The 15,855-nt window shown below is 61.4% G+C and carries 10 protein-coding genes; 3 read left to right on the plus strand and 7 right to left on the minus strand.

The window, feature by feature from the left end; all coding sequences use genetic code 11:
* The first annotated feature begins 245 nt into the window (after positions 1-245).
* On the plus strand, positions 246-1,298 hold the full coding sequence (locus UIB01_RS09930) for an asparaginase (protein WP_038659586.1): 1,053 nt from the start codon (positions 246-248) through the stop codon (positions 1,296-1,298).
* Positions 1,299-1,453: 155 nt separating this feature from the next.
* On the opposite strand, the gene UIB01_RS09935 is transcribed toward UIB01_RS09930, so the two are convergent.
* Entirely contained in the window at positions 1,454-2,389 is a 936-nt protein-coding gene (locus UIB01_RS09935; protein ID WP_038659589.1) for a LysR family transcriptional regulator, read from the minus strand.
* A gap of 111 nt (positions 2,390-2,500) precedes the next feature.
* Between UIB01_RS09935 and UIB01_RS09940 the strand changes: the two genes are divergently transcribed.
* Complete coding sequence (locus UIB01_RS09940) at positions 2,501-3,769, plus strand: cation:dicarboxylate symporter family transporter (RefSeq protein ID WP_051605071.1); 1,269 nt, start codon at positions 2,501-2,503, stop codon at positions 3,767-3,769.
* On the opposite strand, the gene UIB01_RS09945 is transcribed toward UIB01_RS09940, so the two are convergent.
* Positions 3,766-5,361 (minus strand): argininosuccinate lyase, encoded by a 1,596-nt coding sequence (locus tag UIB01_RS09945; RefSeq protein ID WP_038659591.1) that lies wholly within the window; start codon positions 5,359-5,361, stop codon positions 3,766-3,768. The genes UIB01_RS09940 and UIB01_RS09945 overlap by 4 nt on opposite strands.
* Before the next feature lie 60 nt (positions 5,362-5,421).
* Entirely contained in the window at positions 5,422-6,663 is a 1,242-nt protein-coding gene (locus tag UIB01_RS09950) for an OprD family porin (RefSeq protein ID WP_038659593.1), read from the minus strand.
* Between the two features lie 525 nt (positions 6,664-7,188).
* Between UIB01_RS09950 and UIB01_RS23520 the strand changes: the two genes are divergently transcribed.
* Positions 7,189-7,893, plus strand: a complete 705-nt coding sequence (locus tag UIB01_RS23520) for a Crp/Fnr family transcriptional regulator (protein WP_256380636.1) — start codon at positions 7,189-7,191, stop codon at positions 7,891-7,893.
* A gap of 29 nt (positions 7,894-7,922) precedes the next feature.
* On the opposite strand, the gene radC is transcribed toward UIB01_RS23520, so the two are convergent.
* From radC to UIB01_RS09980, 4 genes are all read right to left on the minus strand, one after another.
* A complete protein-coding gene (gene radC, locus UIB01_RS09960; protein ID WP_038659596.1) occupies positions 7,923-8,429 on the minus strand; it encodes a RadC family protein in 507 nt (168 codons plus the stop codon).
* 346 nt (positions 8,430-8,775) lie between these two features.
* A complete protein-coding gene (locus UIB01_RS09965; RefSeq protein WP_038659599.1) occupies positions 8,776-9,084 on the minus strand; it encodes a DUF736 domain-containing protein in 309 nt (102 codons plus the stop codon).
* An 881-nt stretch (positions 9,085-9,965) separates the two neighbouring features.
* Complete coding sequence (locus UIB01_RS09975; RefSeq protein WP_038659605.1) at positions 9,966-13,310, minus strand: cold shock domain-containing protein; 3,345 nt, start codon at positions 13,308-13,310, stop codon at positions 9,966-9,968.
* Positions 13,300-15,852, minus strand: coding sequence for a DUF8727 domain-containing protein (locus UIB01_RS09980; RefSeq protein ID WP_038659608.1), 2,553 nt, complete (start codon positions 15,850-15,852; stop codon positions 13,300-13,302). The genes UIB01_RS09975 and UIB01_RS09980 overlap by 11 nt, the downstream gene beginning before the upstream one ends.
* Between the last annotated feature and the right edge of the window lie 3 nt (positions 15,853-15,855).

The raw sequence follows: 15,855 nt of genomic DNA on the forward strand, positions 1-15,855 counted from the left end.
CAGCACCCAGCGGCACTCGACATCTTGGCAGGGGACGACGATCCGCTGGCATTGGTGGCCACAGCCGCAATGCTCGATGAGTTCGGGCGCCATGCGCGGTGAGCCCTGGCCGGAGGGTCATCGACAGGCAGATGGACAGGGCAGGGACAATTGATAAGTGCTACCGGCCTTCTAACACCAAACCAACCAAACGACGGTTTCCTTGTCAGTTCCTTTGCCCCATAAACCATTGGCAAGGAACTGAAATGAAGAAGCACTCACTTTTGCTGGCCGGGCTCTGCGCGGTCCTGATCGGAAGCGCCAACGCGCAGGAGAAACCGACAGTCCAGTTCATTGCCACCGGTGGCACGATCGCGATGAAAATCGACCCGGTCAAGAAGGCCCCGGTGCCAGCGATATCGGGCGATGATCTGCTCGCCACGGTGCCGGAGGTGGCCGAGTTTGCCCGGATCAAGGTCAACAACCTCTCGAACGTGCCGTCCGACTATATGGATCCGCCGCGCTGGGTCGAGCTGTCCAAGGCCGTGAACGCTGCGCTTGAGCAACCAGACGTATCGGGCGTCATCGTTTCGCATGGCACCGATACACTTGAGGAGACTGCTTTCTGGCTCGACCTGACCGTCGAATCGGACAAACCGGTCGTTGTCATCGGGGCACAGCGCAACGCCTCATCCTCGGATTTTGACGGCCCGCGCAACCTGCTCAACGCGGTGCGTATTGCGGTCGATGAGCAGGCGAGAGGAAAAGGTGTCCTTCTGGCCATGAACAACCAGATCAACGCGGCGCGGCATGTGACCAAGACTCACACCGCCAATGTGGAAACCTTTCAGTCGGGGGACTACGGCTTTCTAGGCGAGGTCTATCCGGATCGTGTGATCTTCGCGAGGGAGCCGCTGCGCCGGCAGCACATCCAGATCCAGACCGATGACATGCCGAGGGTCGACATCGTGGCGATGTACGGCGGTGCCGATGGCAGCCTGCTGCGCAGCGCCGTTGACCAGGGCGCGAAGGGTATCGTTGTGCAGGCCTTGGGTATGGGGAACATGAACCAGCCGATGTTCGAGGCCGTCAAGTACGCACTGGGCAAGCAGGTGCCGGTCGTGATTTCGACGCGCGTCTACAACGGTCGCGTCATGGCCAATTACGGATTTGAGGGCGGCGGCAAGACTACGTCTGATGCGGGTGCGGTCATGGCTGGGAACCTCAGCCCTCAGAAGGCGCGCATTCTTCTCATGCTGCTGCTGCAAGACGGGAAGATGGGACAGGAAGACCTGCAGGCGGCGTTCGATGCGATGTGAAATGTCGATGCTGAACATCGGTCATGTGCGGCATTAAACAATTTTTTGTCTGGCGGCGCCGCGGTGCGCCGTCTAGAAAAAACGAACCGCAAGTGTGCGCACATAGCTCTATCTGCTAGGTATCCCCTCGAGTCGAATCAACTGCTGGAGGGGGACTAGACCGACGTCGCGACGCGGTTCCGGGACCGGTGATCCTTGGCCAAACGACGTGCGAGCTGGATGAAGTTCAGTAATGCCGGCGACTGGTTGAAGCGTCGGCAGACCATCGTTAGCGGCGCGACAAGGCGAGGGCGAGCGCCGTGAATGCGGCGGTACACCACGCTATCGCCATGTATGTCGCGCATGGATGCTGGAACTACTGAAATGCCTTCGCCAGCCGCAACCAGGCTAACGTTTGTGAGCATCCGTTCCACTTCGAATGCGATTTTCGGTTCGAAACCCGCCGTCTGGCAGGCGCGCAGCAGGTTGGCATACATCCCCGGCGCGCCGGGCCGGCGCACCAGGATGAAGGGCTCGGCACGCATCCTCTGGATGTCGATCGCTCCACCGGCCGCCGTCAACGCCGGATGCCCGATTGGCAGTACCCAAAGCAATTCTTCCACCAGCAGACGATGGAATTCGATACCCGCCGGTTGGCTGACCGGTGCGCGCAGCACCCCGACCTCCAGCTCGCCGGCACTGGCGCGTTCGGTCAGACGCCCGGCGTTACCTTCTTCCAGGGCGATGGACACGGCCGGGTAGCGCTCGCGGTAGGCGCGAATGATCTGCGGGATCAGTGGGTGCGCCGCTGCCGAGGAGGTGAAGCCGATCTTCAGCGTGCCCTCGACACCGTGGGCGACGCGTGCGGCCCGGCGCGCGCCGGCCTGCACCCGCGCCAGGATCGCCTTGGCCTCTTCGAGAAACACCGCGCCACCGGTGGTCAGGTCCACACCCTTGGGATGGCGTTTGAACAACTCGAAGCCGAGCTCCTCCTCCAGCGCGCGAATCTGCTGGCTCAGCGGTGGTTGCTGCATGTTCAGGCGCGCAGCTGCACGGGTGAAATGCCTCTCCTCGGCGACCATGACGAAATAGCGGAGGTGGCGAAGTTCCATATGACGGCGTCCTGCTAGGCGCTCGCCAGGGCGTTTGGCTGACGGAGTGCCTCGATGGGGTAGGATAGGGAGCACTGAAGCGACCAAAACAACAACATCGCTCGGCGGCCCATGATTCTAGCCAAGCTGTACCGCAACGACACCGCTCGGATCCTGATCGCGATAGCCTTGGGCCTGTCGCTCGGCATCCTGCGGCCGGAACTGGCGGTCCAGATGAAACCGCTCAGCGACGCCTTCCTCGGCGTGATCGGCCACGCGGTGCCGCTGGTGATGTTCGTACTGGTCGCCTCGGCGGTATCGGCGTTCGGTGAGCGCGGGCAGCACACCCGCTGCGCAGGTCGCGTGGTGGTTTACTTCCTGATGATGGCCGTGTTCTCGCTGATCACCGGTGCAGGCGCGGGGTGGTTGTTGGCGCCGGGCGCCGAGGCGTTGCCACTGACCGGCTCGACCGTTCGCCCCCTGAGCGATCTGCCGACCGCAGTGCTGACCAGCCTGGTGCAGGTCATTTCTCATACGCTCATCCTTCCGGTGTTGTTGGCCGCTTTGCTGTTCGGCCTCGGGCTGGGTTGGGCGGGCGATGCGGGCGAGCCGCTGCGGCGTCGGCTGGATACGTGTGTGGACTGGCTGCTCAAAGCCCTGCGCATGGTGCTGCGATTCGCCCCGCTGGCCGCCTTCGGCGCCATGGCCTATACCGTTGGCCGATACGGGCCGGCGTCCGCCTGGCCGTTGCTCAAGTTCGTCGGCACTGTCTACTTCGCCTGCGTCTTGTTTCTTGTGGTTGTCCTGGGCGTCGTTGCCAGGTTGGCAGGCGTCGGCTTGTTTCGACTCATCGCCTACATCAGGGACGAGCTCTGTCTGGTCGCGTTCACCGGCGCTTCGGTGGCGGCGGTGCCGGGCCTGATCGAGAAACTTGAGCGCGCGGGATGCGCGCGGCGGGTAGTGCGGCTGGTGCTCAGCACCGGCTATACCTTCAATCTGGCCGGTTCGAATATCTACGTGACCTGTGCTGCGGTATTCCTGGCGCAGCTCGCCGGTGCCACCCTGGATGTTGCACATGTGTTGAGCCTGTTGCTGGTGGCGCTGCTGACCTCGTTGGGCTCGACCAGCGCGGCGGGCTCGGCCTTCCTGACGCTGACCGCCACGGTTGCCGGCCTCAATCTGGTTCCGCTGGAAGCGCTCGGCCTGTTGCTCGGTGTCGAGCGGTTGATGAAGTGCCGCTCGCTGACCAATGTGATCGGCAATACGTTGGCCAGCGTGGTGATTTCGGCCTGGAGCGGTGCGCTGGATCGCAGTGCGTTGCGTGAGGCGCTGATGCCCTGTCGGCAGGCAGCGTTTCCCGGCGCGGTGGTCGGGAAACGCCGAGGGCGCGCAACCTCTTAGTTCTTCAACAACGCGTTGAAGGCCTTGTCCAGCTCGCTTTCAGCGTTCGCCAGCCGGTCACGGCGTACCTTTGTCCAGTGCTGGTCGCCCGCGAGTGCCTGGTTGGCCTCTTTGAGCATACGCTTGACCTCGGCCGGCTGCGGGCCGCCGGTGCCGACACGGGTCTTGACCATGTTCTGCGGCGACAGTGTGGCGCGAAACGCCGACTCGCTCATCGGCAACTCGCGGGTCTTCCAGTCGTACTTCTCGGTGGCCTTGGTGAACAGTCGCTGCGCCTCGGCGTAGGGGAAGTTGGCCGGCACGAAACCTTCCTTGCGCGCATGACCGACAACCGCCGAGGCGAAGCTGTGACCGATTCGGAAGGGGACCTTGTGCTCGCGCTCCAGGGTATCGGCCAGCTCCATCGAGGTGGTCCATTCTGCTTCAAGCTCCTCCAGCGCGCGTTCGGGATTGATCACCAGTGCATCCATCACCTTGCCCGTACGGACGAACATCTCGTGGGCGCTATCGAACAGCCCGAGGCCGTCGAAGGCGAACTTGTAGTCGGTCATCCCGGTAGTCACGTTGTGCGCACGCAGGGTGACGGTATGGGCCAGTCCGACGACGTCCGAGGCTGATTCGCGCGCTCGCATGATCAGACCGGGGTTGCGCTTCTGCGGCATGGCGCTGCTGGTGTAGGTGGCGCCTTCTTCGAGCAGCATCCACGGACGGATCTGGTGGTATTGCGTATGAATGTCGCCCAGCATCGCGCCGATGCGGATCGCCGATGACGAGGCGATGCCCGCGGCCTCGATGGGAATGTCGTAGGTCGACACCTGGCCGGCATCCAATGAGTTTTCGCGCACATCATCGAAGCCGAGCAGCTCGGACAAGCGCTCGCGGTTGAGCGGCCAGCCGGAATTGGCGAGCACCGCCGTGCCCATGGGGCTACGGTTCAGGCGGTCGTACAGCTCGCGGATGCGCTGGGCATCGCGCTCGAACGCCGCCTCATACGCCAGCAGGTAGTGGGCATAGGTGATCGGCTGTGCCTGTACACCGTTGGTGTAGGCCGGGATCAGCGTGTCGACGTTTTCCTTCGCCAGCTCCAGCAACTGGGCGCGGGTGGCGTTCATCGCGTCGGTGTAGTCGAGCAACTGGCTGCGCAGCGTGGCGAGCCGGTAGGTCGCATACATGTCCTGGCGGCTGCGGCCGGAGTGGATCAGCGAAGCCTGCGGCCCGATCTTGTCGATCATGATCCGCTCGATCTGCAGCACGTCACTGGGCTTCTTGCCGTCGGGCTTGCCGGCCTGATTGATCACATACTGCACGCCGCTGGCGATCTCACGGCCCTGTTTGCGGCTGACGATCCCTTCTTCGGTCAGCATCACGATGGACGCCTTGTTGATCCGGTTGACCCAAGTGAACTGATCGTCGTGCTTGCCGGATTTAGCGCTGGAGCGATCGACCGTGGCGCCGATCTTGGCCGCTTCGGCCGCGCATTCGGCCGTGGTTCGGCAGGGCAGGTCGGCCGTATCCGCCGCCTGAGCGCTCAGATGGCTGGTGACCAGGGCGAAGGCAACGGCCAGCGATAGCAGATTTTTTTGCATGGTCATGGTGAATCTCCTGTTCAGCGATACCGTCACCGCGGGGCGACGGGAAGGCGAGGGCGGCCGTTACAGCAGCGGCAAGGTGTAACTGAGGATGAAGCGGGTCTGATCGATGTCATTCCCCGTACTTCGGTAGGTGCCGTTACGCAGCTTCACGCCGAAGTTTTTCAGCGCACCCTGCTGGAACACGTAACCGATGTCGGTATCGCGCTCCCACTCGCGGCCATTGCGCCCGCCTGGACCGTCGAAACCATCGCCGCGCAGGTAGCGCGTCATGAAGCTCAGCCCCGGAATGCCTACGGCGGCAAAATCGTAGTCGTAGCGCAGCTGCCACGACTTCTCGCCGGGACTGGCGAAGTCGGCCGAAATCATCACGTAGTTGACCAAGTAGGAATTGGTCCCATTGATGTGCGGAAAGCCAGTCTCGCCGCTCATCTTCTGGTACGCCGCGCCAAAGGCGTGGCCGCCGAGCTGATAGGTGAACTTGGCGCCGAACGCATCGTTGTCAACGTTGGTGTTGCCCGCCTCGGTGGAGCGAGCGAAGCGTAGGTCGCTCTTGAAGGCCTGGTCCTCGCCCAACGGCAAGACATGGGAAAGGTTGAAGATGTGCTGTTTGTAGTTCTGGTCGAGATGGCCGTAGTGGTAGCCAGTGGTCAGGCGGTCGGTCCAGCGATAGCTGGCGCTGGCGAAATCGAACTGATCGCTGTCCTGCCCACCGCGGATGCCCTTGCCGGCGACCTGCATGTCGTCGTTGGCCGCCGAGTTGCGTACGCTGTTCTGCGTCAGCCGACCGGCGTTGAGCGTCAGTCCGTCGATCTCCTTCGAGGTCACCATACCGCCGCGAAAGGTCTGCGGCAGGAGGCGGGAATCGTTTGGCAGCACCGTTGGCAGCTTCGGCAGCAGAGTCCCGACTCGTGCCGTGGTTTTCGAATAGCGCATCTTCGCCGCCGCGCCGAGCTGGCTGTATTCGTCCGGCGCCTTCTCGTCGCCGACCGGCAGCAGTCCGGAATTCTGGCGCTCCGGCCCGGAGTCGAGCTTCACCCCGAGCAGGCCGATGGCATCGACGCCGAAGCCGAGCGGCCCCTCGGTAAAGCCGGACTCGTAATTGAGCAGAAAGCCCTGCGCCCACTCGTCGCGCTTCGACTGGTTGGCGCCATCCTGTCGGTAGTCGGCATTGAAATAGAAGTTGCGCAGTTCCAGCGTGGCCTTGCTATCGGCGAGAAAATCCGCCATGGCCACACCCGGCAAACCCGCACCCAGCGCAGCAATCGTTATCGCCGTAGCAAGCGGCTTCGGTGACTTGTGCATCACTGTCTCCTGATTGTTTTTATACGGAGGTGACGCCGCCGACACGAGGCTGGCGGGCGTCTGGCGTGATGCTAGGGAATTGATTTCAATATGAAAAATATCTAGATCGTATCCGCCGGATATCTATTGGATATGGCGGTGGTTCGTTCCTGGGCGGTGCGGCAGATTCTCAATTGCCAATAACCAGGCGGCACTGGATAGACATCGCGGCTTCACGATGTGGCGAGATCGACGGGTCGCCGGCAGCCTGACCTCACGCCGTACTTTCCCTCCCGTTGTCAGAGACGCCGTTTAGACGGCCACCGAGTGCAGCGTGTCATTTGGATCAATAACGTTGAACTTAAAGGGCAAATCTATTCATTGGTGTTGATTTATTTCGTGGGGCACGCTTCTAGGCTAGTCAGCAGTAGAGGCGCTTGGCATGTGTACTACCATTCAAATGCGCACCGCGCGCCGTCGTCGGTGACGGGCTTGCCCCAGGCCGATTGCAGGGACTGTGTTCTATCCAGCCGTTGCCTACCGTCCGTGCTTGGTCGCAATGACATTCCTGCGCACGAGCTGCGGTTCCGTTCGTCGACCTTGGTTAAGGGACAGCTTTTGTTCGAAGAGGGGGACCGAGCAACCAGCCTCTATATGGTCCGGTCGGGTGCAATGAGCGCATCTCGCGCGAATGTTTATGGCGCTCAGCAGATTCTTTCCTTCAGCCTTAGAGGTGATCTGGTTGGGGCTTGCTCGCTTCACGAGCCTAGGCATCAAGTCACCGTTCGAGCTGTGCAACGAACCGCCTTGTGTGAGCTTCCGTTGGACGTGCTGCATCGACTGAGCAGCATCAACGGCGGCGTCGCTCGATTTTTGCGTAAGGTTCTTAGCAAGGAACTCAAGCGCAACCGGGAAGCTCGGTTGCAACTTGCAGTGCCTCGGGCGGATAGCCGGGTGGCGAGCTTTCTGGCCTGGTATGCAGGCGCATTGATCGAACGGCGCCAGCCCGCTGCTCGCTTTCGCCTTCCCATGTCTCGCGTAGAAATTGCCAATCACCTCGGGCTCGCGGTCGAGTCGGTCTCGCGCGCGCTCGCCGAGCTTCGTGCCGAGGGCATCCTCGAAGCAAAGGGGAGGGAGATCGAGATCCTCGATTCATGTCGGCTATGGGAAGTGGCATGCAGCATGCAATTCCGGCGCGCTGCATGCGTCCCTGCGCGACGGCATTCCCCAGATGTCATTGCAGCCTGTTGAATGAACGGGGGCTTGCGCCCCCGTTTGGATTAGAGGAGCCCGAATTCAGCCAGCGAGGCCGACGCATGACCGGCCACGATTACGTGGTCGAGGGTCCGCACATCGACGAGCTCGAGTGCCTGCTTTAGGCGCCTGGTCAACGCCTTGTCCGCTTCGCTCGGTTCGGGATGCCCACTTGGATGGTTGTGAGAAAAAATCACTGCCGCCGCGTTGAGTCGCAGGGCTTCCTTCACCACCTCGCGCGGGTACACCGAAGCGGCGTCGATGGTGCCGCGAAACAGCTCGACGTACTCGATTAGCCGATGGCGGTTATCCAGGAAAAGGGCAGCGAACATTTCGTGTTCGAAGCCAGCAAGCTTGGCCTGCAGGAAGTTCTTGACGATGTCCGGCGACGTGAATGCTGCGCCTCTCTTCATCTTTAGGTCGATGGCTCGTCGAGCGGCGTCGAGAATCTGTTCAGGGGTCGCCGGTACATAACGGCCTGCATTGTCTCGAACCAGCAGGATCGAATCGTCGGAGGAGGTGAAGTTCGACATGTCGGTGCTCCGGTTGCTCGGGCGAGATTGCCCGGAACCGACCCGGCACGGCGCAGCGCAAGCAGTCAGGGGGCGAAGCCGGCGCCAGCCGCGAACACGCACCGGCGGGTGAAGCCCTTGACGGCGAGCACGCCGTGGCAAGGTGAAGGAAAACAGCAAGTCCGCCCCATTAACTCTCTGGCACGATAAAAAAAAGCGCCCTGTCGGGCGCCCAACGGTCCTCACTAGGCTATGAGAACCAAGCAGTGCGGGGTGTAGCACCCCGCGCAAACCGTAGCGCACGTCACGCAGTGCAAGCGGAACTGACTCACAAAAATGCGCCCTGGATTGCCAGGGCGCCTTGGCGTCATTCAGCCTTGCTTCGGCTCCACATCAGTACGTGGGAGCCTTCGGACTCCTCCAGGAGTCGCGCGTATACGGTGGCGGGGAACGCAGGATCATCGAGCGTGACTGACAGGTAGGGGCGATCGTTCTGGCTGAGCTTCTTCCAGGCGGCGCCGATCTCGACCCCGCCCGAGGTGAGGATGCGAAAATCGGGCGCATTGGCTGTGCCCTTGTCGTTGGGCACGAAGGCGACCTTCGCTTTGAGCATCAGGGTTTGCAGCGTGCCGGTGAAGCCGTCGTTGAGAGTGGTAAAGGTGCCGATGTTGGCCATGGTGTTTCTCCTTTCGGATTGAGGGCCGCGCCTATCGCGTCCTCGTTGTGATCCGGTCGGTGGGAGAGGGCGGGCCGCACTGCCTGCAGCCGTAACGCAGAGAAGGACCGAAAGGACCTAACAATTTGCCTCGCGAGGAAGCCGGGCACCGGCGGGGAAATTGTTTGGTTCGACGGTTGTGGCCACAAAGCCCGAGCCCTCCAGGATTCACTACGAGCAGAGGACGCCTGGCCGGCGCTCTGGCACGGGCTGGCACCAGGCTATATCGATCACCCTGCGCCAGACGACCATTCGCTCGCTTGCACCTGATGTCTGTCGCGACGTCGCCGTGCCTTGCGATGGGGGAATGCCGCGCGCGATGAGTCGACACGGGGCCACAGTGCGAGATCGTCGGTTAAATGATTGAAGGGACCTTGATCGACATGCTCTGCGAAGATCAAGAACTCGGCTACCGGCAGGAGCGCAGCCGGGCCAGGCTGGCCGCAGCGTGGCGTATAGGTAGAAGATTTCGATGCAACAAAGGCCCGATGCAGGCCTTTGTTGCGATCGACAGATCAGCGGAGCCTGAATCGATTGACCAGCGCCGTCAGGCGGGCATTGCTGCCGACCAGGGACTCTGTGCTGACTTCACACACTGTGAATAAGCAAAAGCGGCGGGCATGCGAGCCTTCGACAATGAGGCTCGCTGTTGAGGTTGGGTTTTCCCCGCCTGCGGGAGACGAGGGCGATGCCGGCGAGGCAAGTTTGATCTAACTGCGGGATGGTGCAGTGGTAGGGGCATCGCAACGCAAGGAAACCCTCATGGGGACACTTTTTCAGGCATCAACGTATCGAAGAATCATTTGGAAAGCTGACATGCATTGAGCTACGGCATTCATAGGTCACTCGTCCTGACTATCAGAAATTCGACTGATGTGGATTGCGTTCGCGCCATCGTCGCCGGTCAGATACAGGCGCAGTGCAAAAAGCAGGTCCGGTGTATGGTCACCGTCGGGCTTTTCGATATTGATCTGCACCCGGCAAGACAAAATGGCAGTCGATTCTTCAACGAGTTCGCTCACCCGTTCGACCCTGCGGGCCAAGGCCTTGGTTATCTGTTGATGAGGCTGGAGCAGCATTCTCAGCCGCACATCGGCGGCTTCGCGCGTACGAAGCACGCCCAGCAGGAGTTCAAGCAACTCGGTGGTTGCGCGCATCCAGTTGACCGCAGCTCTGTCGTCTTTTGCACTTTTCTTCCTAGGGCATGGATTGATTTGACCCAGCGCCACGTTAAGGGACGTCAAAACCATTGTCATTTGCGCAGAATCGAACTGTTCAACGAAGTGCCGGTCTCGCCAGATCGCGCAAGCAAAGATGCGCAGGACACTTTCCGTGATGTTCCGCATGAGGCCCGAGAAAAGGGCTCGCTGCCAGGGTTCATCCAGGCGTCCCAGCGCGAAGCCAATGGCTTGCGGGTTGCGAAAGCTGCCCTTCTCGAGCTCCCTGGCTAGGTGCTGGATGAAGGTGCTTGGGGCGTCTTTGTGCATGCAACACATCAACACGAAAATCGCGTTTTTCACCGATGCTGGAAGATCGTCCTCCGCCAGCAGCGAAACGAGATAGTCAATATGGATGCGGGCTGCTTCGGCAAAGACGCCGGGGCAGTCGGCGTCGTCGATGGAGCGACCATCGCGCCATGTCTGGATGACGGGGTAATACAGGGATTTGCGGATCTGGGTGACGAGGTCCTTGCTGGTGGTTTCGTCGAACCGCTTCAGTCGTTGCACTTCCTCGTGATGCTCGCCTGCGACGCGGCGGCCAGAACACTTGCCGTCCTGTTCGTGGCGTTCGAATGAAATGCTGTCGCCGACGTTGAAGTCCGTGTACGCATGTCCGTCCAAGATATTTTTCTGATGAACGAACACGCGTTCCTGTGTGGTGTTGGTGGTGGCGAAAGTGAAATAGCCTCCGTTCTTGTCAGGGCGCCACTCCCTGCAGATCACGGCCTTCGTCCTGGCTCTGGGGCGGATGTAGATATCCTGGTCCAGTCGCGCGATCGCGCGGGTTATCCAGTCGAGCAGGTCAGTAGTTTCACTGCTGCCGGGTTTTGGCACATGGCGCAGATCGGCCCAGGCCATCGGAGCGGGATACTCCGGAGCGGGGGCGTCGGTGACCACCAGATCCCTGGTACGCCGCCAGGTGGCTCGCACGTGTGCGAAGGCGCCATTGCGCGGGATGAACGTCAGTTGATAGGGATCGTCGGCCCCGTATTCGAAGGTCAGGTGGAGCGCACAGTCGACACTTTCCTCCAATGGAAACGCGGAAGAATCCAGGCGGGCCGAGTAGCCGAGGTCTTCGCTGCTGTCGCCAAGGAAGAGCGGGAACTGGTAGAACGGTCTCTTCGCTGGGAGGGTGAAATCCTCCTTTACCTCGATTCTGACGGGTCTGCCACGGATCGGAGTGACCGTCGTGCCGCGGGATACAAGCTGGAAGCGCTGCTGACGTCCGTCCTTGAGGGCCTTGATCGTCAGTTCAGGTATCTGGTCGCGCCACAGGGGGATCTCTCCGGCACGCTGTTGCAGCGCATGAAAATGAAGGCCTCCGGATACCGGGCTGTCCGTCACGATGATGGAGAAGGCGAAGCCGCCGATGCGTGGATCCTGTTTCAGCATCGAGGTATCGAGGGAGGCTGGCCTGGCCGGGACAGCCGGCGGATGCCATTGGTCCTGGTCGTCGATGGAGGTGATGGCGCAGCCGGGTTCTGACTCCTGCGCAGGGGTGTCCGAAAGGATCACCGGTGGATGCCGCTCCCAGTAGAAACCTCTCGTTTCCGGGAGCTTGTCCTTGAGCGCCGGATCGAACCTGGCGACCAGTCTCGTTACGCAGGTCGTGCCGCCGACGTTGTCGATCACGACTATCGGAAAGCCAGCGTTCACTTTCGAGTAGTCCACGCGTTGAACAGCGGCGGCAATACTGCGGGGGAGCGGCACCGCGCCCTGGAAGCGAGCGTTGAGATTGCGCCGGGTGACGTCGAGTTCGAAATCACTGAGGGCATCGGGCACGAGCCAGATCAGCGTGTCGCTCCTGAACACCTCGTGCAGTCTGGAGGTGAAGGCGCGTGCAGCGCGGTCCAGATGCTCGGGAGCGGCTTTGGAGAAGAACAGATCCGTCGGGAATAGGGTCGTCACCTGTGGATGCCGATAAATCGCGTCTGAGGTGAACAGGTCAAGTGCTACTTCGGTGTTCTCGCCTTGCCATTGTTGCCATAGGAAAGACCCAGGCAGGTACCTGGCCGTTTTACCTGCGGCATAGCGTGGGAGTGAAGTCGCCAGATCAACGCACACCGGTATCCGAACTTCGATCCTTGTGTCGCGCTTGATCTTCTCCGGTACCGATTGCATCGCGACGCTGTTGAACCAGGGGCGGATCTCGAAGGTATCGAAGTCGAAGAAAATCGGCATGTCTGCCAGGCAGTGGCGACCCTCGCTCCATATCCGGCTGTAGGTGATCCAGCGATGCCGGGTCTGGCGACGCGCGTGGACCTCGGACAGGTCGCGAGCGGTGTCATCCTCCAGGGTCTGCATCCAACGCCAGGCGTCCCATACCCGTCGGTAATCGCGATGTGACAAAAGCGTGTTGTTGGGCGGCAGGTTCTCCCAGTTCCCGATGTCCCGCGCTTCTCCGGAGCGCAGCCAGGACAGGATCGTCACCAGCAGGTCGTCCTGTCGATCATGGCGCGCGCCGCACAGCTCCAAGTGTTGCGCGAGACGCACCATGCATGCCTTGAACAGGCGGTTCTCCGGCAGGTCGACGGACTGGAACCGCCGAACACCTTGCAGATAGGGGTTGCCCGCGAGCTTTTCTCGCAGGTTGCGTCCGGGGCGATTGCTCAGCTTGATGAAACTGGTGGCATCGAGTTCGCGCACCGCATGGGCGGGCAGTAATGCTTGCTCCCGGCAAGGTGCCTCGTTGAGGCCGCGGACAAGCCGATCTACCGCCGCGCGGCAATGTTCGGTGATGCGCCAGAGGCGGTCGCGGCACGGGGATCCTGCCTCGGGCGGTGAGTATCCGGCGACCCTGGCCAGAAATACCGACAGTGATTGCGGCAGCGCCTGCCCGCTCCTGGGGTCGAAGTCGGCGGCATGGCAGAACCAGTCCGACTGCTCGAGAACCTCGCTGATGGCGGCGCTGTCTTGCGCGACGTTGCGGCGTACGGAGTCAAAGCTCGACAGGCGTTCACTGGTCACGGCCGGCGATTCTCCCTTTCCTGGCGTTTTCCTCCAACGCCCTGCGCAATTCGTTTCGTTTCTCAGGGGACTTCAGGTTCCAGACCCTGCGGCGCTCGTCCGGATCCGTCAGGCCTAAGTTGAACAGGGACGGCGGTTCTTCCAGGGTGTTTGAGGTCGGAATGGCGGGGTGGGCGTCGTGTTCCAGCACCGTTGGCGAATCAGATGCGTTGAGATAGTTCGCCGATTGCCAGATGAACTGGCCGTAGCCCAGCTCGCAGGCTATATCGAAGTCCTCGGTAAGGTTGAAGGGACGGCCACCGATGCCATTGATCAGTCGGTTGCGGATCTTGTCGAGGCACTCCGTCTTGCTCTTGCCGCGAGTGTCGATGCCACGCAGCTTGGGCATGACCTTCTGTACCAACTGGTCTTCGAACGCAGTATGCATCGCGTCGGCAAGTCGGGATGGGGACTTGTCATTCTTGGCCGCCCGGACCTCCGGGTAGTTGGCCATGTAGTACTCGATGGATTGCCATACCCGATGGCCAAGTGCCCGACCAGACACGGATAGTGCTTCATTCAACGCCTCGATGAAGGCCATGTACGGCTTGACTTCGTCTTCCGAGAAGCTGCTGCCTTCTGCCAGCCAGCTTTGCCAGGCGGTTTTGTGCAGCGCTGGGCCGCGATTCCGGTCATCGAGCGGCAGCAATTTCAGGCGGCGTTTCAATTCGGTCGGCCGCGGGAAATTGACGATGATGGAGCGGTCCAGAACCTTGTCGGAAAGAGACTTGGTGGTTTCATCCTGGTTCATCGTTCCAGTCCACAGCACATTCCGGCCCAGCGGCAGTTTGTAGGCTGGCATGCCTGCCCCGACCTTCACCGGCAGCCAGGGCACGTCGTTGCCCTTCCTGCCACGGCGCAGCTCGAGCTTGCTCAGGAATTCGGCAAAGTACAGCTCCGGATGGGCAAGGTTCATTTCGTCGAGCAGGACCAGGCACATAGCCTCGGACAAGCCGGGGTAGTCCTCGCTCCAGGGCTTCTGGCTCTGCGCGAGGAAGTTCAGTACCGGTTGGGCGTCGAACTTGTTGTCGATCGAGTTGAAGAAGCCGAGCATGGACTCCTGCGAGTCCCAGTTCGGCTGGACCGACAGCGGCTCGAAGAAAATGCCGCCGAAGTGGGCGTACAGGCGGGGCAGTTCGGACTTGCCGGTGCCGGAGACGCCCGAGAGCACGGTCAGGGGCGACCACTCGGCGGTCTTGAGCGCCGTGTGGAAGGCGTTGAGGATCCGTGGGTTGAAACTTAGGCCATAGCTTCTGCACGCATTGCCGATACCCTTGAGCCAAGTCAGCTCGTCGATCTCCGCCTTCACCGGCAGCGTGGCACGATCCACGGCGAAATGCGGCCGTTCGATTTCCTTGTGCCGTGCCTCGACCTCGGCAGGGCGTTCATAGGCGGCACGGAGACGGTTGAGTTCGACTTGTGCTTCGTTTGCTGCGCCCTCGAAGATCGAGGCCTTCTGCATCAAGGACTGGTTTTCCGCGGAGAGCTCGGAGTTCTTCCGGCGTAGCTGGCCAACTTCCGCAACGGCGGTGTCATTGCTCGCGATCTGTCGGGCAAGTTCATCCGCCCGGGCCTTGTGGGACCTTATTTCGGTTTCGAGTTCGAGGGTTCGCTTGCGCATCTCCTCGGTGGGCCGGTTGGCGAGCTCCTCACGCAGGCGCTTCAGTTCATCGGTCTGACTGTTCAGGTCACGCAGGATCGCGGACGGGTCTTTCCCTCCGAGCTGGCGCTTCAACTGCTCGAAGACGCCCAGCAGGTCGGCCTGTATGGCAAGGGTTTCACGCAGGCGCCGGTTGTCCTCGATACAGGACTGCTTCTGCATTTCCAGTGATCTGCGCGCTTCCTCTAGGTTGCTCTCGAGCTCATCGGCGAATTGTTCACTACGCCGCCTGGATTGCTGTTCGAGCCGCTGTTCCTTGCGTTCCAGATTGCGCTCGGCGGCTTCCAGTTCCATCGCACGCCCGTGTACTTCGCTCTGCAAGGCGCATAATGCCCCCTTCTGTTTAGCCAGCTCGGACAGTTCTGCATCCAGTCGTGCGCGAGCGTCGTCCTGTTGTTTCGTCCAGGCCTCACGCTGCCTGCTCAATTCGTCGCGGATGCGCTCGCGCTCGGCGTCGCCGGCTGCGGATACTTCTGACAGGCGCCTGGACCGGAGATTGGCAAGCTCTTCTTCCAGAGCCGATAGCTGCTGCTCCCGGATTTCTGAAATCCGGCGCTCGCCCTCGGCGCGTTTCTGGCGCAACTCCGCATTCAAGGCGGCGCGCTTCTCGTCATCGTCCGCTGCGCGTTGCTGTTCGGCGAACTTGAGCTGATCTTCGCGCCGGCTGAGTTCGGCGGCTTTTCTGGCGAGGGCCTCGCGCTCGGCAGCTATCCGCTGTTTTTCTTCCTCCACGGCGTGCTGGCCCTTGGCGATAGCCTCGAGGAGCGCGATCTCGGTGTCGCGCAGCAGTTGCGCGGCGGCATCCCGCTTTGTGACGTCTTCCCTATTGTCGGAGTGCTCCATTTC

It is taken from the genome of Stutzerimonas decontaminans, assembly GCF_000661915.1.
GTDB classification, from domain to species: domain Bacteria; phylum Pseudomonadota; class Gammaproteobacteria; order Pseudomonadales; family Pseudomonadaceae; genus Stutzerimonas; species Stutzerimonas decontaminans.